The organism is Enterococcus camelliae (assembly GCF_042685105.1).
Taxonomy (GTDB): Bacteria; Bacillota; Bacilli; order Lactobacillales; family Enterococcaceae; genus Enterococcus_G; species Enterococcus_G camelliae.
This window is the reverse complement of record NZ_JBHUMO010000011.1, coordinates 38,175-61,525: the sequence shown is the minus strand read 5'-3', so window position 1 is coordinate 61,525 and position 23,351 is coordinate 38,175. Positions and strand designations below refer to the sequence as shown.

Sequence of the window (23,351 nt, the reverse complement as noted above, 5' to 3'; positions counted from 1 at the left end):
AAAATCTCCTTATTGATTGTGTTGGAACTTCAATAATACACGATTTTTCGCTATGACGTTTTTTTATTGCTTGAAAGTGGCTAAGTTCATCTTACAATGAACCACTATTTTCTTCTATTCCTATAACGCTTCCTTTTATTAAGTGCTTAGCTTGACCTTCTGGTAGTAAAAAATCAAGCTGAATTTCAACCGGTTTATTTTGTTGATAGCTTTCAGCCAAAATAGTCATACATGCTTGAAATGTCATTGCAGTATAGCGTGGGACAAGCTTCGTTCGCTTTTCCTGGTCTATTTGCATTTCTGAAGTGTGTTCACTTAAATAAAAACCAAGCCACTTCATTGTGCCACGATCGGTATACGACCGTACATATGGATCAGGATGATAAGACATATAAGAATCAGCCATGAGATTCATCTTCTTTTTTTAATGGCGCGAGCCCATCTAATCCCCCAGCACCACCTGCATGTCCACCAACTAAGCCCGCACGTTTCAAACTGCGGGCGTAGGGAAGAGCTGAGCTGGTACGAACAATACTAGAAAATCCGTATTTTTCGCGAATTCGATCTAGAATCATTTCAAGGTTCGCCTTTTTTTGCTGGGTAGTCGAATCGGTAAATAAGTCCAGTTGATCGCCATTATCGGGTATTAATTTGCCATAACTGACACCAATTTGGCGGATTTTGCTTGTTCCATCATAAAATTTAGCAAATAAGAAAAGAAGTGCTTCAGCGATTGGCGTTGTTGCATTTGTTTCTTCAATTTTCATTTGGCGACTGAATCCTTTATTGATTTCATCACGACTGTAGCCGATGAAAAGATGAATTGAAGTTGTTTTTAATTGTTTTCGACGGATACGAATAGCAACCTACTCGGCCATTTCACGTATCACTACTTCTATTTCTAATCCTGTATAGTCTCTTGGTAATATCTGACTATTGCCAATGGTCGTTGATTTTGGCAAATACCGCTTCGACAATTGGGTGCGATCGATGCCATTCGCATGATGATACAATTGCAGCCCCATAACGCCAAACGTTTGCTGAAGTAATTGTGGGGAGGTATTTGCCAGCTCTTTTATGCTGCAAATACCTAACAGTTGCAATCTTTGGGCTGTACGATGGCCAATTCCCCAAAAGTCTGTCAGCTGCGGAATGGTCCATACTTTTTTGGGAACATCTTCATAGTTCCAGAGTGCTCGCAATGAAGGAGTATTCTTTGCCTCGTTATCTAAGGCTAATTTGGCAAGTAGTGGATTGCTATTTGACATGCCAATAGTAGAAAAAATACCTGTCGCTGCTCTAATGTCACGCTGAATTTGCCCACAAACAATTGCCAATTTTGTTCGACGATCTAATGAACCTGGGACAAAATAATTCAATGACTTGGTTAAATCCATAACCGCTTCATCAATGGAATACCAGAGAATATCTTCATCAGGAGCATAGTTTTGTAAGACATGTTGAATTTTTAAGTTTTCTTGAATATAATAGTTCATCCTTGGAGGCGCAATAATTAGATTTTTCATCGCAGGATTTTCTTCAACTGTCGGTAAATCCCATTTACGACTGACGTTTTTAATCCCTAACTTTTTTTTCGCCATAGGAGAGCTTGATAAAATTAAACCAGATGTATTATCTGTAGCACTCATAACAATCAATAAATGCTGTAACGGATGGAGCCCAAGTGCAACCAATTCACAGCTGGCATAAAAACTTTTCATGTCAATAAAAGCATAGTCTCCAACGGGTTCTAGTTCGTATTTGAAGTTCATCCATTTGCCTCCAATCACTGTTTTTCTTTTATTATACAAACATATGTTCGCATTTGTAAAGAGGCATTCGAAAAAAAGAAAAAAGCATAGTCTCTTCAAAAGAGGCTATGCCGAACAATTGCAAAAAACTACACTCTATAAAAATTAAATGCGGCCAAGAAGACTCGAACTTCCACGATATTGCTATCACTAGCGCCTGAAGCTAGCGCGTCTGCCAATTCCGCCATGACCGCAAAGAATCTATTCATTAGTATAGAACGATATGACTGGAATAGCAACCAAAAGAAGTGAAAAGAAGACTATGAAATGCGCTGAAAAGTGGTATGATAAAGATAATAAATAGCGTTTACATTTTGATGGATTTGGGGGAATCCTTATGAAACTGCTCTTTGCTTCATTAGCGGCACTTGTTGTTATGATGTGTTTGATGTTCGCGGTTGTATCCATCGTTTTACATGAAAATTTTTGGGAAGGCTTGTTGGTCGGAGGGGTAGGGATCGGTATTTTACTTGTTCATTTATATAGTATGGACAAGCCTCAATTGATTTGGGAAGAAGAGCCTGAAGACAAAGATAGCTACTGATGGAGAAAAAGATGTTATTGCCCATTTGATCATAGCAGTAGCATCTTTTTCATTTCTCATCGGTCCACTTCAATACCCAAGACGGTTAAATGTCCATTTCCCACCAATTTGATTACCAATTTGGCTAAACTATTTGCATCCATTGTTGTATCTGCTGTAATCCACCAATGGAGTGTGGCAAAGAAAATAGACGTCATATACTCAATAATAAAGTCAATGGGAACCTCTAGATCATTTTCGGTAATCTTTAAACGAGCAAAAATATGGGCGTATTGAACATCTAAAATATCCTGAATTTGTTTCCTTAGGCGATGGTCATCGGAAGCATCCAAAATGGTTAGAAAAAATCGTTTATTTTCTTTAATTTGTTGATAGATGTTCGTTAAAACAAATTCGACTTGTTTCAGCTTTAAGCGATTTCCTTCAACTACTTGATCTGGATCGAGAACAGAAACAAATACTTTCATTGTTGAATGGAAAATAGAGTCGTATAAATCCTGTTTGTTTTTAAAATGAGCGTAGAATGTTGCACGGTTAATCATTGCTTCATCGGCAATTTCTTGGACAGTTAAATCATCATACCCTCGTTCTTCCACCAATCGTATAAATGCTTCGATAATCATTTTGTGGGTTCGCTTGACACGTAAATCGATTTTTTTCACAATTTTTTCCTCCTTTTCCCAACACAAACAGCAAATTGTTGTTTATCTCACAAATTCACAATCTTTGATTATTGCATTTCATAGCTAATATCACTACACTTTACGTGAATAGTATAACAAACGCGATGTCGGATATTCAACATATGTTGGAAATTTTTAAAGGTGGGTGAAAAGGATGTGCGTATATGCTGGAATAGATGTGGGCTCAACCACTGTAAAAATGGTTGTATTAGATGAAGATAAGAAGGAATTATTCTCTTGCTATGAACGACATTTTTCTGATGTGAAAAATGCAACAAAAAAAATCATTCACGATGCATTACAAGTAATCGGCGACCAAGCCATCACACTTACTATTACAGGATCAGGTGGGATTGGGCTCGCGGAAAGCTACGAACTGTCCTTTATTCAAGAGGTGATTGCTTGCACACGAACTGTAGAAGAGTTGATTCCTCAGACGGATGTGGTTATTGAATTAGGTGGGGAAGATGCAAAAATTACTTTTTTTGAAGGCTCACTTGAACAACGCATGAATGGAACATGTGCGGGTGGGACGGGCGCATTTATTGATCAAATGGCTTCATTATTAGACACGGATGCTAGCGGATTAAATGAATTAGCCAAAAAAGCAACGACTCTTTATCCTATTGCTTCACGTTGTGGTGTCTTTGCAAAAACGGATATCCAACCATTACTCAATGAAGGTGCCGCAAAAGCAGATATTGCAAAAAGTATTTTTCAAGCAGTTGTCAATCAAACCATAGCAGGTCTAGCCTCTGGTAGAAAAATTAAAGGAAATGTAGCCTTTCTAGGCGGCCCACTTTATTTTTTGTCTGAGTTACGGCAACGTTTTATTGAAACCTTAAATTTAGGGCCCGACCAGGTGATATTTCCCACACAATCACAACTGTTTGTTGCCTATGGTGCAGCATTGTATGCACAAGAAGAAAAGCAACCACTACGATTAAGTGAATTGCTCGAAAAACTACAAAGTGAACCTATGATTACAGAAAAACAGGCGAAAACGCTTGAACCATTATTTGTAGATGAAGGAGCTCGAAATGCTTTCGTTGAACGCCACCAAAAAGCAACGGTTCAGGAACGAGAATTGGATACCTATGAAGGACGTGCTTTTTTAGGGATTGATGCAGGCTCAACAACCACAAAAGTCGCTTTAATTGATGAACAAGGAGCCTTATTGTACTCCTGGTATGGCAGTAACGAAGGCCAACCGTTAGAGACGACCATTGCGATTCTAACTGAACTGTATCAGCAACTACCAACGGGCGTAGTCATCGCCAAAACAGCTGTTACAGGTTATGGTGAGCATTTGATCAAGCATGCATTGAAAGTGGATATTGGAGAAGTAGAGACGGTGGCGCATTATCAGGCTGCAAACTTCTTTTTGCCCGGTGTGGATTTTATTTTGGACATTGGTGGTCAAGATATGAAGGCCATGACTATAAAAGACGGGGCATTGTCGGCCATTCAATTAAACGAAGCCTGTTCTTCTGGTTGTGGGTCGTTTATTGAAACGTTCGCAAAATCGTTACATTATCCTTTAGAAGCATTTGTGCAAGGGGCTATCGAGTCCCAACATCCTGTCGATTTAGGTTCTCGTTGTACTGTTTTTATGAATTCAAAAGTTAAACAGGTACAAAAAGAAGGTGCCTCTGTCGGCGATATTGCTGCGGGTTTAGCCTATTCAGTCATTAAAAACGCGATTTATAAGGTTATTAAAGTCCGACGACCAGAACAATTAGGAGAAAAGATTGTTTGCCAAGGAGGTACATTCTACAATGATGCTGTTTTACGAGCCTTTGAATTGGTTACAGGACGAACAGTCATTCGCCCCAATATCGCAGGATTAATGGGCGCTTTCGGAGTCGCACTCATCGCTAAAAATGCCTATCAAGTGGGCGAGGAAACCACGCTATTATCAGTGGATGAGTTAGCTAAATTTGAAGCCAAAAAGGAACTGACTCACTGCGGATTATGTGAAAATAATTGTCTATTAACGGTGACGTTGTTCTCTGATGGTCGACAATTTATTACTGGGAATCGCTGCGAACGTGGCGCTCGAATCAAGATAAAGCGTGAGGATCGTAAAATCAATTTGTATGATTATAAATTAAAACGAATGTTTCATTACCGTTCCTTACGAAAAAAAGAAGCCGTTCGAGGAGAAATTGGTTTGCCCCGTGTCTTAAATATGTATGAAAATTATCCTCTATGGCATACATTTTTTACTGATTTAGGTTTTCGTGTGATTCTATCGCCAAATTCAACGAAAGGACTCTATGAAAAAGGCATTGAAACGATTCCTAGCGATACAGTTTGTTATCCAGCGAAAATGGTTCATGGGCATATTCAGGCATTAATTGACCAACAGCTACCAATTATTTTTTACCCAAGCATTGTTTTTGAGCAAGACGAAGGGCAAGCTGCCGATAATCACTTTAATTGCCCAATTGTCCAAAGCTATCCCGATTTAATTCGAATGAATGTGGAGGAAATCCGCTCAGGTGCTGTTGATTATCGTAACCCATTTTTAAATTTAGCAGATGAACAATCCATGGTTGCCGATTTGACTGAAACATTTGCTGATTTACAAATTTCTGCTGGAGATATTACTAAAGCACTCCATCATGGATTTGAAGAATTAGCAGCGGCGAAAAAAGAGATTCAGTCTAAAGGAGAAGAAACGTTACAACTGCTCATGCAGACCAACCAAAAGGGCATTGTGCTCTCTGGAAGGCCCTATCATTTAGATCCAGAAATCAATCATGGTATCGCTGAAGTATTAACCCAAGAAGGGTTTCATGTTTTGACAGAAGATAGCATCGCACAGCTGGCAGAAGTCAAATCGCTACGTGTGGTGAATCAGTGGATGTATCATTCTCGTTTGTACGCCGCAGCGCATGTTGTTGCCAAATGCCCACAGTTGGAAATGGTTCAATTAAATTCTTTTGGTTGTGGAATTGACGCAGTAACGACCGATCAAGTCGCGGAAATTCTTGAACATGCTGGTAAAATGTATACGGGCTTAAAAATTGATGAAGGTGCGAATTTAGGCGCTGTTCGTATTCGTGTTCGTTCCTTGAAAGCAGCGATTCGTGAACGTGAAAAAGCCGATCGTCCGGTGCATCAGCTAAGTAAGTTGCCAGAAAAAATTGTTTTCACCAAAGATATGCGAAAAACACATATATTACTTATGCCCATGCTCAGCCCGATTCATCAAAATGGTCTATTCGATTTAGCGATGCGTGCCTCAGGGTATCAAATTGTAGGCTTACCCGCAGATGATCCCAGCGTAATTGATACTGGATTGCAATATGTCAATAACGATGCTTGTTATCCCGCAATCATTTCGATTGGTCAATTGATCAAAGCTTTACAAAGCGGACAGTATGACTTAGCGAATTTCAGTGTCCTAATGAGTCAAACAGGCGGTGGCTGTCGCGCAACGAATTACATTCCTTTACTACGAAAAGCATTAAAAGAAGCTGGATTTGAACAAATTCCAGTCGTCTCGCTTTCATTCGGTAATCAAGGGGTCGAAACAAATCCAGGTTTCACCTATTCTTATAAGATGCTGAAGCGGGTGTTACTAGCTGTTTTGTATGGCGATTTATTTGAACGTTTAGTCTATCGCGTGCGACCATATGAACAAAAAGTGGGAGCCACCAATCAATTGCATCAAGCATGGTTGTTAAAAGTGGCGAATAATGTTGAAAATGGTTCCTTAACGCAATTCAATCGTACCGTGAAAAAAATCATCCATGATTTTGATACAATACCAATCCAAGACATTCAAAAGCCAAAAGTGGGGGTAGTTGGGGAAATATTGGTAAAATACTCCCCAATTGCAAACAATGATATTGTTCACTTGCTTGAATCAGAGGGAGCAGAAGTTGTTGTTCCAGACATTTTAGGGTTTATGAAATATTCTCTTTATAATCAAATTTGGAAAGAAGAACATTTGGGCATGCCGTTAAAAAGTAAGCGTACGGCACAATTGCTCCTAAAATTATTGTCTGTGGTCGAACAACCCTTACAAAAATCCTTGGACGCTTCCGAACGATTTCATACATCCGCTCCAATCGAGGACTTAGCCGATAAAGCAAGCCATATCTTATCGATTGGCAATCAAACTGGAGAAGGTTGGTTTTTAACAGCTGAAATGATTGAATTACTAGATGAACACGTGAATAACATTGTTTGTCTGCAACCATTTGGCTGTTTGCCCAATCACATTGTTGGGAAAGGCGTGCTAAAGGAGCTACGTACACGTTATCCACAAGCCAACATTGCTCCGATTGATTATGATCCAGGGGTGTCGATTGTCAATCAATTAAATCGCATTCGATTGATGATGTCGACTGCAAAGAAAAAACAAATACAAAAGTGACAGAATTCGCAAGAGGGTCTGGTCATTTCAAAAGAAAGAGCGACTGCCCGTTTTAACAGTCGCTCTTTCTTTCATAGCCACGAACTTCCATAAAATTGGCCATTGCGGTTGTTTGAAAAAAATTGGTACTATTTGCTTCAAATACCTGATATTCTTTCTCTGTTATTTCACTAAATTGAATTGGGCTCAAGTAGACTCCTCCTTTGGTATGATCCTTTTTTATCTTATCTGGAAAGAACCATCTTTTGGCCACAAGAGTCAAACAGCTACTTATAAGTAATAAAAAACAAGGAGCAGATAAATCATTCTTTTTTATCATTGCCTTCTTTCGCTAAAAAAGCTACACTAGGAAAAAATGAGGGGAGAATCGTTATGTTAAAAACTGTATTTGCTAATCATGAATTTGAAAACCCATTTCTGAATGCCTCAGGTGTGCACTGCATGACAACCGAAGAATTGGACGAACTTGATCATTCTTCATCTGGTGCCTTGATCACAAAAAGCTGTACACCATTGCCACGTCTGGGAAATCCTGAACCACGTTATATTAACTTACCAACGGGCAGCATCAATTCGATGGGCTTACCAAATAAAGGATTCGATTATTATCTCGAGTATGTGACCAATACGCCCTATACCAAACCTTGTTTCTTCTCTATTTCGGGTATGAATACCGATGAAAATTTGGACATGTTGCGTCGATTAGCAGCAAGCTCATTCAATGGCATAACTGAGTTGAACTTATCTTGCCCTAATGTAACTGGAAAAACTCAATTAGCCTATGATTTTGAGCAGACAGAGCGCTTGTTGAATCAAGTATTTGACAGCTATCAAAAGCCTTTAGGAGTTAAATTACCACCATATTTTGATTTTGCTCATTTTGATGAAATGGCCAAAATTTTAAACCAATTTCCTTTAACTTATGTGAATGCTATTAATTCAGTAGGCAATGGCTTAGTGATTGATCTCGATTCCGAAAAAGTCGTTATCAAACCAAAAGATGGCTTTGGTGGGCTCGGTGGCCCAATGATTAAGGCAACTGCTTTAGCAAACGTCCGCGCCTTTGCCACACGGTTAAAAGATGATATTCAAATTATTGGAACTGGTGGCATTGCAACCGGTCAAGATGCGTTTGAACATTTACTTTGTGGTGCAACATTATTGCAAGTGGGCACGCAGCTTCATAAAGAAGGGCCTGCGATATTTGATCGTTTAACTCGTGAACTAGAAGCAATTATGAAACAAAAGGGTTATGCAACCATTGACGAATTCAGAGGAAAAGTAAAGAGCTTTTCTTAAAAAAAGGGGGATAAGATGATCTTAAGACAAGCAACTGAAACAGATTTGCCAGCAATCATGGCCATCTTAACGAGTGGCATTCAATCACTCAAAAAACAAGGTTCCCCGCAATGGCAAAGGGGCTACGGACCAACCGAAGAGCGGATGCGAAAAGATATAGAACAGCAATGGACCTACGTGTTGGAAACGGATCAGCAGGTAGTGGCAGTCGCTTCGCTTATCCCAGGTATCGATCCAGTGTATGAAGCCATTGACGGAAACTGGCACTCCCCTAGCGCTGACTATGTGTCGATTCATCGCTTTGCGGTCAATGCCTCAGAAGCCAACCAAGGATTAGGAAAAATTTTTCTTCGTCGTTTGATTGAACACTTACTAGAATCTGGGAAGAAGGATATTCGTATTGACACGCACCAAATGAATATTGGGATGCAAAAAGTTGCGAAGTCAGTCGGGTTTCAATATTGTGGCACCGTGACATTTCCCATTCCAAATGGTGAACGCCTCGCTTATCAATATCGTTAAAAAAGACCATTTCCTCTTGTCAATCTTGAACACACTTGATAAGATAAACGAGTGAAAAGGATGGTGGCCAGTGAAGAAACGACAAAAGAAAAAGCAAGCATATAAAAACTATATTCAAGCAATATTTGAAGGTTATGAAAAAATGTTAGAAAATCCTGACATAAAGGAGCTAGTCTTCACTTATCTAAAGGAAGAAACCCGCTTAACAAGAGATTCACAGCAACAAATTCATTTTTTAACTCGCGATTTAATTGACTAAAAGCGATTATGGGAATAATCAAGGAAAAGGGATTGTTATCAATCCCTTTTTTTCATGTTTGATGATAAAATAAAAAGGTAAATGATAAAGGAGGTTTAGGCATGACGGAAGAAACCAGCAAACAAAATCCACCGAAACCAGCGATGCCAGATGCTAATTTTGAAACGATTAAAGATGTTGCATCGCAAAACATCGGTTCAATGCTTAAGGATTTGCAAGAATTTGAAGAAGCGATTCGGACAGAAAATATTCCTGCGATTTACCGAATTTACAAAGGTCGTCTTCATCATGAATTAAAAAGTACGGCCAATCAAAACCATGAAATTGACGAGTTGCTGATGAAGAAATTGCATGATAGCTTTTTGATTACCTTCCCATTCATGAAATTAGCGGAAAAAGTCAGTCCCACATTACAGTACTATCAATTAGGAACATACTATCATGAACGACCAACGTTTGGTTTGGATGCAAGTATCCCAGAAGTTTTTGTCCTTCCCGAGATAGAAGAAGAATGGGAAAAACTACAAATCAATGAGGAGAAGCCACTTGTTGCTATTGAAAAACAAATGGATGCATTGACGGCGCGTTCGATTACAGCAGAAGAAGAATTAACAGAAGTGACAGAGCAATTGAAGCAGCTAAACCGAACCGTTGAAGAAAAAAAAGAAACCTCAAAAGGCTTCTTTGCGCGTTCAAAAACAGATGACGAATTAGTAGAATTGAATCAAAAAATTTCAAAATTAACCCAGCACCAAGAAGAATTGCAACGTTTTGTGAACGATAAACAACAACTCGAAAATCAACGCAACCAATTAATGAAAAACTACCAGTCCATGCGTCTAAAGCAAGCCATTATCACAAAAGAATTACGGTTAATTAATCGCCATTTTTCCTCATTTTCTTTGATGGGAGACCAAATTCAAACCTTTATGCATGATTATTTAGCTGAGAAGGAGGGGCAAGCGCATGAGTGAGACAGACAAAAATCAAAACGAACAAACCACTGTTGAAGTAGTCAAAAAAGAAATTTTGACGGTAGCGGATTATCCTGAAGATTTAGAAAATCCTGAGAAACCAACCACTAAAACAGCGACTACTGGGGAAAACCCGCCATCAATGTCGCAAACTGATAGTGTAGATTCCTATTATTTGTTTAAAGAGCAGGAACACGAAGAAATTTTACAGTATATTCAATCAGCGGAAGAAGAATTAGCCGATTTAAAATTGCGCAAGTTGTTGATTGAAGCTGATTTTGATTCATTGTTGGATGGGTATAATCAATTTATCGTCAACGATACACCTATCTCTGCGATTGCCAAAGCTAGTTTACTCGATTATTTTACGTATGAACTATTAAAACCCCTTCGAGCAATTGAATTAGCAAAGGTAGACGCCTTTAATACATGGGAAACGAAACATTTTTTAACGAACTATCGTGTAAATGACAGCCATCAACTTGTGTTAAATTTTAAAATGAATGTGTTAGATACTCGCTTTGAAACGGCTTATTTGCCACTCATTGCTCTGGACACTAAAAAAATGCAAGTCAATGTTTCAGAAAAGGACGTATTGGAACTAATTCGTCTATGGCATGTAGAAAAAATTTTTTCCAGAAATCAACTTTCACTGATTAACTATGATTTAAACGTGCTACTAACCCATTTCAAAGCGCTTGGTTTTGAAGTATTGCCCAACTTCCTAGATAATTCCAATGCGTTATTGGTCCATCTTACAACGCAAGTCACAATCAACGAAAAAATTTTAGACGATATTTTTATTACGACAATGGAAGATGTGGCTTATGATTTTGAAAAAGAGGGGGAGCATACCTACACGGTACTCTTAAATCAAAATCAATCGGTCCACTTCGATAGTTCAAAATTGCCGGTCACCTTGACAATCAACTCAAGAACACGAAAGCGATCAATTTTAGATTTCTTTACACATTACCCGTTTTTGGTGCCATTGATTGTTGAATCTTAATAGAAACGCATACAGAAAAAAGCCGGTTTTTCTACTCGAAATTGGAGTTAGAAAAGATGGCTTTTTTCGCCTCAAAAAAGAAAGGGGGGCGCTCATGGATTATTTAGAAGAGCAACAAAACTATTGGGATGGATTTGCTGATGAGTACTATACTATTCAACAAGAATCTTTTACAACGATAGCGGAAGATGTTGCGAAGTATTTGCTCGAAAGCCAGTGTCTCCCTTGTGGTTTATTTGTTGATCTAGCAGGGGGCTATGGCAAATATTTACCAGCTATCGCACCTTATGTCAATAACTATCTGTTAGTAGACTTTTCGGCCAATATGTTGAACAAAGCAAAAAGCATTCATCCTAACAAAAACATTCAATACATTCAAAGTGATCAAGAAACCTTTTGTGCCAATTCAATTCCACAGCAATATGACCTTGTTTTTTCTGCAATGAATCCTTCTTTACATACATTGCAACAGTTGCAATCGCTGCTACGTATGGCAAAAAAACAGCTGATTCTAATACAGATTCTGGAAGATGTCGATACTGTTTTTACACCACTGGAAACATTATTGCTAAATCAAATGCAACGGCCAGTTCCTTTTAAATCATTCAAAAAGTGGTTGGCGAAAGAAGATCTTCCATGGGTCAGCAAAACCTTTTCTTATCAAAAAGAAGAAGTTATAACCAAACAGTTCGTCAACGATTATTTTGAGCAGGAGCAACAGCAAGAGCAGCGACTAACTGAAGAAATTGAAACTCTCTTTTTGAACGGGTCTCTCATCAAAAATACACATAAAATTACATTTGAATTGCTACGTATCCTCAAATAAATGAAAAAAAACAAACGAACTGTCAGTCAATTGGGCTCATTGGACATTGGCCTTTTGAAAAGCAGCTCGTTTGTTTTATGTTTTTCCTTCTATTCACTATCTAGTGAAAAATTGGTATCCGATAAGCCTTTTGATTGAGCAATTTTAACGCGTTGATTCACGTCGACAGGCTTTCCTGCTTTTGCCAAATCATAAAATTCAGCAGTCGCAGCAAATAATAAATCACTTGCTGAATTAACAGCCGTTTCGACCGAATCCTGAATCACACCGATAATAAAGCCAACCCCTACAACTTGCATAGCAATGTCATTAGGGATATTAAATAAGCTACATGCGAGGGGAATTAACAACAAACTTCCACCGGCGATTCCTGAAACACCTGTCGCAGAAATAGCTGATAAAAGACAGAGTAAGAAAGCCAACGTAATTGGTATTTGCATTCCCAAGGTATGTGCCGCAGCTAACGTCATCACTGAAATGGTGATAGCTGCGCCACCGCTATTCGCTGTTGCACCTAATGGAATTGAAATCGAATAAGATTGACGATCTAGGCCTAACTTTTCTGCCAATTCCATATTAATTGGAATATTTACTGCAGAACTTCTAGTAAAGAAGGCAGGAATGCCACTCTCTTTCATCGTATAGATAGTCAATGGATATGGATTTTGCTTTAATAACAGAAAAACCATAAATGGATACACGACAAAGGCAACAAATAACATCGTCCCCACAACCAGTAGAATAATTTTTAAGTAAGCAGCCATTCCACCCAAGCCAATTTCGGAGATTGTTGTAAATACTAAGCCAATAATCCCGAGAGGAGCAAAAAGAATGACTCCTTGGACTGCTTTTGAAATCACCTCAGAAATATCTGATAATACTTTTTTGGTCCCTTCAGACGCATGTCGGAATCCGAGACCAAGTACACAGCCCCATAAGAGAAGCGCTAGGTAGTTTCCTTCAGCAACCGCACTGACTGGATTTGCCACGGCATTTGTTAAAATGCCACTTAAAATCGCTTGAAGATTATCAGGAGCTGTTTGATCGGTCACTGCATTCGGCAAAACTAGACTCACTTTAAAAAGATAACTTGCGATTACAGCAGTTAGTGCAGCAATAAATGTTGCCAAAAAATAAAGGACAATGACCGTTTTCATGTGCGTCTTGGTTCCTTTTTTATGCTTTGCTAGTGAATCAATAATTAAGAAAAAGACGAGCAGCGGAGCAATGGCTTTTAAGGCACCAATAAATAAATCACCTAAAATAGTTAGAAAAGACCACGAAGGGACAATTGTTCCCAAAATCGCCCCAATAATAATACCAAAAATAATTTGTTGAATTAGACTCAGTCGCTGAATAAGTCTCCACAATTTCATAACCTAACCCCATTCTTTTTATTTTTTAATTTTTCCAAATTATAGCAAAAAAGCTAACATATAAACATAGATTTATTAAAAAAAGATAAAATTAATGATAATTATCCTAATTAAATAAGAAAAAAGCAGAAAAAAAGAAAACATAATTACCGATAAGTAAAAAGAAGAATGTAGAAAAAAAGACCTTTTCTTGAATGAAACCTTGATTGAAAAGCTATTTTTTCTTTAATATCATCCTATTTTGGGACGAAACTAAAAAAAAGCTAGCCAAAATAACGTTCTTTTTAACTGGAATCATTTTTTCCTATTTGTCAATAAATAGACTTAGTTGACTAATTTGTTATTTTTAATTAAAATTTAATGAAATTAGGTTAATAAAATAAATAAATCAAGGGGGATTATCAATGAAAAAAGGGAGAATGACACGGATAAGCTTTTCTATTCTAGGTTTGTTTTTATTGGGTGGTTGTTACAATAATCAATCCAGCTCCAAAACTACTTCTTCAAGTGAAAAGAAACAAGAATTTACACAATTGATTGGTTCAGAATTAGCAACAGCAGATACATCGTTAGCAACGGATACCCTAAGTTTTTACATGATTAACAACTATGATGAAGGGCTCTATCGCTTGGACAAAGATAACCAACCAATTCCTGCTGGTGCAAAAAGTTTGGCCGATGTATCATCAGACGGTAAAACATATACTGTTAAGCTACGAGAAGATGCGAAATGGTCCAATGGAGACAAAGTAACTGCGAAAGATTATGTTTACGGTTGGCAACGAACCGTTGATCCCAAGACCGCTTCACAGTACGCATTCATGTTTTCAAATGTCGTTAATGCCGATGATATTGCAGATGGCAAAAAAGCTGTTTCAGAATTAGGTGTAAAGGCCATTGATGATTATACATTAGAAATTACCTTAACCAAAGCAACACCTTATTTTCCATCATTATTAGCATTTCCTTCATTCTTCCCACAAAATCAAAAATATATTGAAGAACAAGGAACGAAATATGCAGCAACCAGCAACAATTTAATTTTTAATGGCCCCTTCAAATTAGAAGGATACGATGGACCTGGAATTGATACTGAATGGAAATTAGTAAAAAATGATACGTATTGGGATAAGAAAAAAGTCAAATTAAACACCATTAACTTCTCAGTCGTAAAAGAAACATCAACTGCGTACAACATGTTCCAAGATGGTCAAGCACAAGATATTTCTCTAAGTGGAGAACTTGCAAAACAAAAAGCAAATGACAAGGAATACATTGCTGAACCACTTGCAGCCACATTCTATGTTGAATTTAATCAAGCTGCGAATAATTCTCCTTATCGAAATGCCAATTTAAGAAAAGCAATCTCCTATGCAATTGATCGTGAAAGTTTAGTAGAAAATATATTGGGAAATGGTTCCGTTGTTTCAACCGGATTAATTCCATCAGGTATGTCGTTTAACCCTGAAACCAAAGCAGATTTTACAAAAGATGCAGGACTCTCATTAGATTATGATAAAGCAAAAGCAAAAGAATATTGGGAAAAAGCGAAGTCTGAACTAGGGATTACAAGTTTAAGTTTTGATTTCATTTCATCAGATACCGATGCAACAAAACAAGTTACACAATACCTTAAGGCACAAATAGAAGATACTTTAGCTGGTATCACAGTTAATTTAACACCTGTACCAGGGACTGTTCGTTTGGATCGGGTCAATTCTGGGGACTTTCAAGTAGCACTAAATAACTGGGTGGCCGACTACAATGACCCAAGTACATTCCTAGACTTATTTTTAAAAGACAGTTCGTATAATCGAGGCAAATGGCTAAACGATGACTATAATAAAGCAGTCACAGCTGCAGCAAACCAAAATGCAAATGATGAAACGAAACGTTGGCAAGATATGATTGATGCAGATACGATTTTAAATGATGACATGGGTATCGTACCACTGTATCAACCAAAAGAAGCTCACTTGCGTTCTTCTAGCCTCAAGGGAATTGTTAGTCACCCAGCAGGTGCTCAATATGATTTCAAATGGGCATACATTAAATAACTTCAAAAAGAAAGAGTCGTATAGAATGAAAATAATAGAAGTTCGAACAGAGTTATTTCCGATTGCACTAAAAACCCCCTTTAAGACCGCCCTTAGAGAAGTTCAAGCTTTAGATGTCATTCGGGTAAAAATCTATATGGATAACGGCATTATCGGCGTTGGCGAAGCCGCACCAACACCAGCGATTACCGGTGATACCCAAGAAGGAATCCTGCGAGATATTGAACAGCATTATCGACCATATTTACTTAATCGTGAATTGACCCAACCGTTCCAACTGTTATCAGAATTAAAAAAGCTTGTCTCTCATGCGACGAGCGCAAAAGCAGCGATTGACATCGCTGTTTTTGACGCTTTAGCCAAACAACAACACCAACCGCTCTATCAATATCTAGGTGGTACCCGCCCATCTTTGGCAACTGACTACACTGTTAGTATTGGCTCTGAAGAAAAAATGGTGAATGATGCGCGAGCGTATGCTCAAAAAGGGTTTGTTGAATTAAAAGTAAAAATGGGCTTGGACGATCCAGAAGTGGAGGTAGCCAAATTAACGGCTATGAATCAAGCTCTCGATGGGAAAATACGGTTTCGAATTGATGCCAATCAAGGTTGGAGCCCAAAAGAGGCGGTTGAAATTATTCAATCATGGAAGGGACTACCCATTCAATTTATTGAGCAACCAGTTAAAGCACATGATATCAAAGGAATGGCTTATGTCACTGCACATAGTCCATTCCCAATAATGGCTGACGAAAGCCTTTATAGCTTAGCAGACGCCCAAGTGCTCATTGATCATCAAGCCTGCCATATGTTTAACATTAAATTAATGAAAACAGCTGGTATTCAAGGGGCTTTAGAAATTTTCCGATTGGCTAAGGAAGAAAACATCCCTTGTATGATGGGTTCGATGATTGAAGGTTATGTTGGCATGGCGGCAGCAATTCATTTTGCAGCCGGCATGAATACAATCACATACAATGATTTGGACGTACCATTTATGTGGAAATTAACCGATCAGGCAAAAAAACAAATGGGCTTTACTATCAATCGAAATATGTTAACATTATCCCATCAAGCTGGTTTAGGCATTACAATGGAGGAGGGATTAGCATGAAAGAAATTATCCAAAAACGCCATGTTTTTTTGTGGAAACGTCCAGAAATGAATCCTGTGTTGTCGACGATAAATCAGTCCATCAGTGCGGAGTTAGGACTATTAACTGGGAAAGATGCCCTATTGCTTCACGATGCTGACTTAGTAGATTCTGAACTACTTTTCGGTGATCCCGTTGAAGTTTTAGAAGAACGACCAGGATGGAAAAGAGTGGCTGCTGTCACACAGGGGAAAGTAGGAGAAGCAAAAGGATACGAAGGGTGGATTGAAGAGGATGATGCGATTCCGATTTCATATGACCTAGATAATGTCGAAAAAGTAGCAATCATTTGCCAATATGCTCCGTTGCATTTTTGCGATGGCCTAGTATCGGAAGTTGAGTACCCATTTGGCTGTATTTTCCCAATCATTGAGGAATGGCCCACTAATTATTTGATTCATACTCCACTGGGGCAAGCGACAATCGACCGCCGGTATTGCCAAAAAACAACTGCATTGACTGGGGAAGCTCTTGCTAAAAATATTGTGAAATTGGCCAAACAATTTCTAGGATTGAGTTACGTATGGGGAGGAATTTGTGGTTCTGGTTTTGATTGTTCGGGCTTCGCCTATAGTCTTCACCGCGTTCACAATATCTTACTTGCCCGAGATGCTCATGAGCAAGCATTGACCGGAAAAGAAGTCACTTTCGAAGAGGCATTACCTGGAGATTTGTTATTTTTTGCCTATGAAGAGGGGAAAGGCTTTATTCATCATGTAGGCATTTATTTAGGGAGTGACCTCATGATTCATTCGCAGACACCTGGTTCAAAAGTTTTAATCACCCACATGATTGATACCAACTATCAAAAGGAACTTTGTATGATTCGAAGGTATTGGGAATGATCAATTTACAAAAAAAAAGCTGGCAACAATTACTATCCAACCATGAAGAAGATTTAACAATTGGCATCAGTTTATTGGATGAAAAAGGAGAGACCCTCTTCAATTATCACGCAAAGGAAATCTTCCCAGCAGCAAGTACAATTAAATTAGGGATTGCCTTATATATTGCCGAAAATGAATCTCAACAGGGACTTTCAAAAATACTCCAACTTTCCAAAAGAGTACCTGGTGCAGGTGTATTATATTTGCTGAATCAAAAAACAGCCTGGACAATTAGTGAATTATTGCAGTTGATGGTAATGGTTTCTGATAACACTGCAGCCAACACCTTAATGGATCACTATGGTATGGAAACCATTCAAAGCTGGCTAAAAAGGAAGTATCCTTCTGCTAACTTACAACGTTATTTTATGGATTTGAACGCAACGAATCAAAATCATCTTTCTGCACAAGATGCAGCTCAAATGATGGTTGATATTTTCAAAGAACCAACTGATTTTTCAAAGAAAAAAAGCTATGCACTCATTAGGACGGCTCTTGCGCATCAACAATTTTGTGAAGGGCTCTTAGCCAGTATAACTGAGAAAGACATTCCACATTTAAAGACATTTAGCAAAAATGGGACACTAAACGGCATCTACCATGATGTCTGTCGGATAGCATACCAGAAAAAAACGATCACGCTTGCGGTATTTACTCAACAAAAGGAAAAAGATAACGCGCAGCAAGAGCAAGCATTGAGCCACTGTCAACTAGGTCAAAATTTTTTACAACAAGTTGGTTCAATGGTGATGGAAGAAGTTTTATCTTAGTGCAATCGCAAGGAAAGTCGTTCGAAAGATAGAAAATACAAATTGGGGATGAACACGTTTGATCACTTACACTCAAAATAAAAAAATTACGGCCAGTGAGTTAGCCCAGTTATTTGCATCATCTGGCATTCATAGACCAGTTAATGATTTGCCGCGATTGCAAAAAATGCTCGAACATTCGGATATTTTATGGAATGCTTGGGAAAACAATCAGTTAATTGGTATTGCACGCGCATTAACTGATTTTAGTTATGCTTGTTATTTATCAGATTTAGCTGTTGCTAAAGAGTATCAAAAGCAAGGGATTGGTCATAAGTTAATTGAAAAGCTTTACTCCCAACTTGGTCCAGATGTTTCTTTGGTCCTCTTAGCAGCTCCATCAGCCTTAGATTATTATCCTAAGGTAGGCTTTGAAAAAACTGATTCCGCTTTTTTGCGAAGAAGACGTCCATTCTAACGGATAATACGTGAACATAGGCATGGGTAGGCTTTATCATTCTTTAATAATGCTTGAAGGTTTTGACTAAGATACATGTTATTTAAAAAAAATTAGGGACAATTATTTACTAAATTGAAAACACACGTGCTGAATTGCATTATGAACTATTAAAATAATCATACCTAGTTATTAGCTATTGCATGATTGGAATCATCTTTCGTGCAATAGCTAGCTTTCTGCTTTAAATGAAAGAGGGAGGAAGGGAAAAAAGGGGTGATTTTGGTAGGTAAGATGGCAATAATCTTTTTTTATTATTTTAGTTTACATAATATATATTATACAAAGTTTAATCAAGAACTAACTGTCTCATGACTCTTATAAATCATTATTACTTTATTGTTTTTTCATTTAAAAAAACAAAAAAAGCATGAAAAAAATCCATGCTTTTCAATTTCAACAAATTATTGTGCCGATAATGCCAATCCAATGGCTTTTTCGCCTAAATGAGTGCCGATTACAGGTCCAAAATGACCAACTTCAATAATTGCATTGGGATATTCTTTTTGCAGACGTTCTTTTTCTTCAAGTGCCAAACTTATATTATTTGCATGAATTACATATAATTTTACGGGATATGGGATTTCATTTATACGTTGGCCAATAATTTTTTCCGCTCGTTTAAATGCTTTTTTACTAGAGCGAATTTTTTCAAACAACACGATTTTTCCTTGATCAAAGGTTAAAATCGGCTTAATTTTCAGTAACCCTGCGATTAACGCTGCTCCATTTGTCAAACGACCGCCACGAACAAGATTATTTAAGTCTTCCACAATTAAGTAGGCATACGTATTGTCCCGGATAATATCTAAATGATCCATAATCGCGTGTAAATCTTGACCATTATCAATACCATCCAATGCCGCTTCTACCATATGTCCCATAGGCATACTAGTAATCAATGAATCATAAGGTAAAATTTTCAACCCTTCTACACTATCTTTAATTGCAAATAAAGTAGAATAAAAACCAGAAATACCGGAAGAAAGATGAATGCTTATAACAGTATCGTAACCTTTTGCTTTCAAATCTCTATAAACTTGCAACGTTTCACCCAATGAAGGTTGAGATGTTGTCGGAAATTCTTCGCTATTATTTAGAAGCTGGTAATATTCATCTGGTTCAATATCAATTCCTTCGTTATAACTTTTTCCATCAATAATAACTGGGATAGGTATAACATATAAATCTTTATGGCCACGTACTCTTTCAGGTATAAAAGCGGTACTATCAGTAACTATGGCTAGTTTCATTTCATTTCCCCGTTTCGAAAAATTTTTCACATTAATTATAATATAGCATAAATAACTTGCTATTTGAAATAAAAATCATCTTTATTGCGCAAGAAACTTACTAATAGCTTCTGTTTCTACGTCATTATCAAAATAAATAACGCTTTCTCCATTTGAGGTTGTCCCAAATTCCCAGGAACTGTCAGCTGGTACTGATAAACGTTCGATTGCAGAAGCTCCTCTTAACATTGAAAAGCCAATTTTAGCGTAATAACTAAATGGAATGTTGTTTGCGGTGTACCCTAATGCCTTACCAGCCGCATAAGGTAATCGCAAGATAGCCATAGGTGTTTTTAATTGAGCAAAGATGGCTGTCATAACTTGTTGTTGACGACGAATCCGACCAAAATCTCCCTCTTCATCATGCCGAAAACGAGCATACTGTAGAAGTTTTAAGCCGTCCATTACTTGTTCCCCTTTATCAATTTGTATCCCGTCTAAATCCAATGATTTTTCCGCATTGATTTTTACTCCTTTTGGATACAAAGCATTGACAACTTTTTCGAAACTCTGAAAATCAACAGTTACATAATATTTCGTATCTACACCTAGATTTTGTTTAATTGTTTTTCTTAATAATTCTGCGCCTCCATATGCATACGCAGCATTAATCTTGGTTGCATTGTATCCAGGTATTTCGACATAGGAATCTCTCATGATTGAAATTAGTTTGGGTTTCTTTGATTTTCCTGCGAAGCTTAAAATCATAATCGTATCTGCCCGTGAGTTTTCACCGTCACGACTGTCATTCCCGATTAGTAAAATGTTTTTTGCGCCATCTGCTGATACAACACCATTAAATGCTTGAGGTTTTAACGTGGATGTTTCCTTTCTTGCGTCTTTTTGACCTAAATAAAATCCTCCAGCACAGTAACCAATGATAAGTAACAACAGCAAAAGAATTGTACGAATCCAATGATGTTTTTTCTTTTTTTGCTTCTTTGGTTTTTGTTCCATCTTTTTTTCTGCAGGACGTTCTGCAAATTCGTCCTCTTTAAATGATTGTGTAAAGGTAGCTTCTTTTTCCGGACTAGATTCGACTCCTCTTCGTTTCTCCTGATTACTTCTATATATGGATTGACGATGTTGCTTTTGGTGAGCCATACGTGTTTGCGGTTTGCTATTCCTTTGTTCATAGTAATAGAAATCCTCATCTTCATCATTTTCAGAAGTTTTGGTTTCCTCATTTAAATAATCACTTAAGTCCTCATTTGGTTCATCCACCCTATCAGACCAATTCGTTTCAAGGTTTTGATTTTCTTGTTCATCCAGTTGTTTTTCAAGTTTTGATCGTCGATAAGCTTCTCTTGAGAATAGATCATTTTCCCCTTTATTGTGGCGATCCATTCTTTTATTCATCCTAGTTCCCCCTATAAAACAATATCTTATAGTATAGGATACCTTACTACCTAAAAAACTAAAAGAGTGAATTAGAAAAAATTAATAAACCCCAGATCCAGTTTTATTGTGTTCCTTATCATGTATTTTTGAACATGAAAAATTTTGTTTTCTTTTTTCAATTGAACAAAACAAGAAAAAAGAAGACATCTAAACTGCCTTCTTTTTCGAATGGATTCAAAAAGATAATAGTTAATCAAGTGTCTCTAGATATTCATCAAGTTGCTGAATTTGTACACTTTCTAATCATTGTTCGCCACTTGCTGAAATCATGCGGATTTCATAAGGGCCTAATACTCGAATTTCTGCACCTAACAATGCGATTTCTTCAAAAGCATATTGGATTAGCGGCTCATTTTCATCGACTGTTAAATCAATAATGAAATAGTATTGACCAAGACTTGTTTTCAACGGCCGTGATTCAATTTTTGCCAAGTCTATTCCTCGCCATGCGAAGGCTGCTAACATTTTATGAAGTACACCTGGCTGATTTGATGGTAAGGTTAAGAAAAAAGAGAGCTTTCCCTTGGTTACGTTTTGTTGTCGGCTATCCTGTGTGCATCGTTTCGTTATAACCCAAAATCGCGTTTCATTTTGATCATTGTCTTGAATATCATGTCCAATAATACGTAAAGAAAATGCGTCAGCAGCTTGTTTAGAAGCAATGGCTGCGACAGCTTCATCTGGATGCGCTGAAGCATATTCCGCGGCATAAGTGGTTGATGGTGTCTGAACAATAGGAGTAGTTGGATAGTGCTCATTTAAGTAGGCTTGAGATTGCGCCAAGGCTTGTGGGTGTGACATAATCACTTCCGGCTTCTTATTTGGATCAACCATCATGAGCTGTTGACGAATCGGTAAAATCATTTCTTGCTTGACAGTTAAATCTTTTGAATGAAACAAATAGTCCATACTTGCGTGAACAGATCCTTCCAAGGAATTTTCAATTGGAATAACTGCCATATCAATTCTTTGGTCACTAATGGCTTCTAAACACTTAGGAATCGTTTGAAAGGCAAGCTGGATTAAATTGGGAAATCCCGCATTTGTTGCTTGGTAAGTAAATGAATTTTTTGGGCCTAAATAACCAATTTTCAGTTTCTATCACCTACCTCTTTGATAATTTCCTGAACAATCTGTTCAGGAGTTTTCTCCGTTGTATCAATAATGTGTGAAGCAACCTCCCGATAATAAGCCTCACGCTGATGAAATAAATCAATCATTTCTTCTGAGGAACGTGACAGAAATAATGGGCGTACATTTGTAGAGTCTGCTTTTAGTCGCCGAATGAACTCATCAGGATCCGTTTTAAGGTAAACAACGTGTGGCAATTGCTTCAAAATCATACGATTTTCTTTATTTGTGACAACTCCACCACCAGTCGCCAAAATTCCTTTTTTCTCACTTAATTCGGCAAGGACTTGCGTTTCAACTTGTCGAAAGGTATCTTCACCATAGATATCAAAATATTCCTGAATACTCATCGCAATTCTTGTCGTTATTGTCTCATCCGTATCAATAAACGTTTGGCTCATCTTTTGGCTTAATAAGCCCCCAATCGTTGTTTTTCCTGACCCCATGAATCCTACCAAAACAATTTGCATA

At 37.8% G+C, this 23,351-nt stretch carries 21 protein-coding genes, 1 tRNA gene and 1 pseudogene; 13 read left to right on the top strand and 10 right to left on the bottom strand.

Translation table 11 applies throughout. The annotated features are described in order from the left end of the window. Positions 1-91 precede the first annotated feature (91 nt). The 3 genes and pseudogenes from ACFSR0_RS02095 to ACFSR0_RS02085 all read right to left on the bottom strand — a co-directional run bounded on the left by ACFSR0_RS02095 (position 92) and on the right by ACFSR0_RS02085 (position 2,005). Positions 92-406 carry a hypothetical protein gene (locus ACFSR0_RS02095; RefSeq protein WP_379979415.1) on the bottom strand — a complete coding sequence of 105 codons (315 nt, stop codon included), beginning with the start codon at positions 404-406 and terminating at the stop codon, positions 92-94. Continuing rightward, positions 399-1,772: pseudogene (locus tag ACFSR0_RS02090) on the bottom strand (Y-family DNA polymerase). The gene ACFSR0_RS02095 and the pseudogene ACFSR0_RS02090 overlap by 8 nt, the downstream one beginning before the upstream one ends. A 149-nt stretch (positions 1,773-1,921) precedes the next feature. Next, positions 1,922-2,005, bottom strand: a tRNA-Leu gene (locus tag ACFSR0_RS02085). Positions 2,006-2,148: 143 nt separating this feature from the next. On the opposite strand from ACFSR0_RS02085, the gene ACFSR0_RS02080 reads away from it, so the two are divergent. Next, on the top strand, positions 2,149-2,355 hold the full coding sequence (locus ACFSR0_RS02080) for a hypothetical protein (protein ID WP_379979413.1): 207 nt from the start codon (positions 2,149-2,151) through the stop codon (positions 2,353-2,355). Positions 2,356-2,411: 56 nt separating this feature from the next. Here the strand turns inward: ACFSR0_RS02080 and ACFSR0_RS02075 are convergent, their stop codons facing one another. Then, positions 2,412-3,020 (bottom strand): TetR/AcrR family transcriptional regulator, encoded by a 609-nt coding sequence (locus ACFSR0_RS02075; protein ID WP_379979423.1) that lies wholly within the window; start codon positions 3,018-3,020, stop codon positions 2,412-2,414. 172 nt (positions 3,021-3,192) lie between these two features. Between ACFSR0_RS02075 and ACFSR0_RS02070 the strand changes: the two genes are divergently transcribed. After that, a complete protein-coding gene (locus tag ACFSR0_RS02070) occupies positions 3,193-7,428 on the top strand; it encodes an acyl-CoA dehydratase activase-related protein (protein WP_379979411.1) in 4,236 nt (1,411 codons plus the stop codon). Between the two features lie 52 nt (positions 7,429-7,480). On the opposite strand, the gene ACFSR0_RS02065 is transcribed toward ACFSR0_RS02070, so the two are convergent. Beyond that, positions 7,481-7,618 carry a hypothetical protein gene (locus tag ACFSR0_RS02065; RefSeq protein WP_379979409.1) on the bottom strand — a complete coding sequence of 46 codons (138 nt, stop codon included), beginning with the start codon at positions 7,616-7,618 and terminating at the stop codon, positions 7,481-7,483. 182 nt (positions 7,619-7,800) lie between these two features. On the opposite strand from ACFSR0_RS02065, the gene ACFSR0_RS02060 reads away from it, so the two are divergent. The 6 genes from ACFSR0_RS02060 (at position 7,801) to ACFSR0_RS02035 (ending at position 12,317) form a co-directional block, all read left to right on the top strand. Further along, entirely contained in the window at positions 7,801-8,727 is a 927-nt protein-coding gene (locus ACFSR0_RS02060; RefSeq protein ID WP_379979407.1) for a dihydroorotate oxidase, read from the top strand. Positions 8,728-8,742: 15 nt separating this feature from the next. Next, the gene (locus ACFSR0_RS02055) at positions 8,743-9,249 is read left to right on the top strand and encodes a GNAT family N-acetyltransferase (protein WP_379979405.1); all 507 of its coding nucleotides are present in this window, start codon (positions 8,743-8,745) and stop codon (positions 9,247-9,249) included. Between the two features lie 70 nt (positions 9,250-9,319). Continuing rightward, positions 9,320-9,508, top strand: a complete 189-nt coding sequence (locus ACFSR0_RS02050; protein ID WP_379979403.1) for a hypothetical protein — start codon at positions 9,320-9,322, stop codon at positions 9,506-9,508. 101 nt (positions 9,509-9,609) lie between these two features. Next, a complete protein-coding gene (locus tag ACFSR0_RS02045; RefSeq protein WP_379979401.1) occupies positions 9,610-10,482 on the top strand; it encodes a hypothetical protein in 873 nt (290 codons plus the stop codon). After that, positions 10,475-11,491 (top strand): hypothetical protein, encoded by a 1,017-nt coding sequence (locus ACFSR0_RS02040; RefSeq protein ID WP_379979399.1) that lies wholly within the window; start codon positions 10,475-10,477, stop codon positions 11,489-11,491. Before ACFSR0_RS02045 ends, ACFSR0_RS02040 begins: the two co-directional genes overlap by 8 nt. Positions 11,492-11,585: 94 nt before the next feature. Beyond that, entirely contained in the window at positions 11,586-12,317 is a 732-nt protein-coding gene (locus ACFSR0_RS02035) for a class I SAM-dependent methyltransferase (RefSeq protein WP_379979397.1), read from the top strand. Positions 12,318-12,406: 89 nt separating this feature from the next. On the opposite strand, the gene sstT is transcribed toward ACFSR0_RS02035, so the two are convergent. Then, positions 12,407-13,687: a serine/threonine transporter SstT gene (gene sstT, locus ACFSR0_RS02030; protein WP_379979421.1), complete on the bottom strand. Its 1,281-nt coding sequence runs from the start codon at positions 13,685-13,687 to the stop codon at positions 12,407-12,409. A gap of 410 nt (positions 13,688-14,097) precedes the next feature. Between sstT and ACFSR0_RS02025 the strand changes: the two genes are divergently transcribed. Genes ACFSR0_RS02025 through ACFSR0_RS02005 form a run of 5 tightly spaced genes read left to right on the top strand, consistent with a single transcriptional unit; the run spans position 14,098 to position 19,017 of the window. After that, positions 14,098-15,750, top strand: a complete 1,653-nt coding sequence (locus tag ACFSR0_RS02025) for a peptide ABC transporter substrate-binding protein (RefSeq protein WP_379979395.1) — start codon at positions 14,098-14,100, stop codon at positions 15,748-15,750. Positions 15,751-15,775: 25 nt separating this feature from the next. After that, entirely contained in the window at positions 15,776-16,864 is a 1,089-nt protein-coding gene (locus ACFSR0_RS02020) for a dipeptide epimerase (protein WP_379979393.1), read from the top strand. After that, on the top strand, positions 16,861-17,748 hold the full coding sequence (locus ACFSR0_RS02015) for a C40 family peptidase (RefSeq protein WP_379979391.1): 888 nt from the start codon (positions 16,861-16,863) through the stop codon (positions 17,746-17,748). The genes ACFSR0_RS02020 and ACFSR0_RS02015 overlap by 4 nt, the downstream gene beginning before the upstream one ends. Then, positions 17,745-18,560, top strand: coding sequence for a serine hydrolase (locus ACFSR0_RS02010; protein WP_379979389.1), 816 nt, complete (start codon positions 17,745-17,747; stop codon positions 18,558-18,560). The genes ACFSR0_RS02015 and ACFSR0_RS02010 overlap by 4 nt, the downstream gene beginning before the upstream one ends. 58 nt (positions 18,561-18,618) lie before the next feature. Continuing rightward, positions 18,619-19,017, top strand: coding sequence for a GNAT family N-acetyltransferase (locus ACFSR0_RS02005; protein ID WP_379979387.1), 399 nt, complete (start codon positions 18,619-18,621; stop codon positions 19,015-19,017). 443 nt (positions 19,018-19,460) lie between these two features. Here the strand turns inward: ACFSR0_RS02005 and ACFSR0_RS02000 are convergent, their stop codons facing one another. The 4 genes from ACFSR0_RS02000 to ACFSR0_RS01985 all read right to left on the bottom strand — a co-directional run bounded on the left by ACFSR0_RS02000 (position 19,461) and on the right by ACFSR0_RS01985 (position 23,350). Beyond that, positions 19,461-20,309 (bottom strand): DegV family protein, encoded by an 849-nt coding sequence (locus ACFSR0_RS02000; RefSeq protein ID WP_379979385.1) that lies wholly within the window; start codon positions 20,307-20,309, stop codon positions 19,461-19,463. Between the two features lie 81 nt (positions 20,310-20,390). Then, complete coding sequence (locus tag ACFSR0_RS01995; RefSeq protein WP_379979383.1) at positions 20,391-21,707, bottom strand: LCP family protein; 1,317 nt, start codon at positions 21,705-21,707, stop codon at positions 20,391-20,393. 285 nt (positions 21,708-21,992) lie between these two features. Then, positions 21,993-22,844, bottom strand: coding sequence for a prephenate dehydratase (pheA, locus tag ACFSR0_RS01990; protein WP_379979419.1), 852 nt, complete (start codon positions 22,842-22,844; stop codon positions 21,993-21,995). Further along, entirely contained in the window at positions 22,841-23,350 is a 510-nt protein-coding gene (locus ACFSR0_RS01985) for a shikimate kinase (protein WP_379979381.1), read from the bottom strand. Before ACFSR0_RS01985 ends, pheA begins: the two co-directional genes overlap by 4 nt. Position 23,351: the final 1 nt, after the last annotated feature.

Coding starts and splice junctions, on each gene's coding strand:
- ACFSR0_RS02025 (WP_379979395.1), top strand. CDS start 14,098: ATGAAAAAAGGGAGAATGACACGGATAAGCTTTTCTATTCTAGGTTTG.
- ACFSR0_RS02020 (WP_379979393.1), top strand. CDS start 15,776: ATGAAAATAATAGAAGTTCGAACAGAGTTATTTCCGATTGCACTAAAA.
- ACFSR0_RS02010 (WP_379979389.1), top strand. CDS start 17,745: ATGATCAATTTACAAAAAAAAAGCTGGCAACAATTACTATCCAACCAT.
- ACFSR0_RS02095 (WP_379979415.1), bottom strand. CDS start 406: ATGGCTGATTCTTATATGTCTTATCATCCTGATCCATATGTACGGTCG.
- ACFSR0_RS02040 (WP_379979399.1), top strand. CDS start 10,475: ATGAGTGAGACAGACAAAAATCAAAACGAACAAACCACTGTTGAAGTA.
- ACFSR0_RS02045 (WP_379979401.1), top strand. CDS start 9,610: ATGACGGAAGAAACCAGCAAACAAAATCCACCGAAACCAGCGATGCCA.
- ACFSR0_RS02035 (WP_379979397.1), top strand. CDS start 11,586: ATGGATTATTTAGAAGAGCAACAAAACTATTGGGATGGATTTGCTGAT.
- ACFSR0_RS02055 (WP_379979405.1), top strand. CDS start 8,743: ATGATCTTAAGACAAGCAACTGAAACAGATTTGCCAGCAATCATGGCC.
- ACFSR0_RS01985 (WP_379979381.1), bottom strand. CDS start 23,350: ATGCAAATTGTTTTGGTAGGATTCATGGGGTCAGGAAAAACAACGATT.
- ACFSR0_RS02070 (WP_379979411.1), top strand. CDS start 3,193: ATGTGCGTATATGCTGGAATAGATGTGGGCTCAACCACTGTAAAAATG.
- ACFSR0_RS01995 (WP_379979383.1), bottom strand. CDS start 21,707: ATGAATAAAAGAATGGATCGCCACAATAAAGGGGAAAATGATCTATTC.
- ACFSR0_RS02060 (WP_379979407.1), top strand. CDS start 7,801: ATGTTAAAAACTGTATTTGCTAATCATGAATTTGAAAACCCATTTCTG.
- ACFSR0_RS02015 (WP_379979391.1), top strand. CDS start 16,861: ATGAAAGAAATTATCCAAAAACGCCATGTTTTTTTGTGGAAACGTCCA.
- ACFSR0_RS02080 (WP_379979413.1), top strand. CDS start 2,149: ATGAAACTGCTCTTTGCTTCATTAGCGGCACTTGTTGTTATGATGTGT.
- ACFSR0_RS02000 (WP_379979385.1), bottom strand. CDS start 20,309: ATGAAACTAGCCATAGTTACTGATAGTACCGCTTTTATACCTGAAAGA.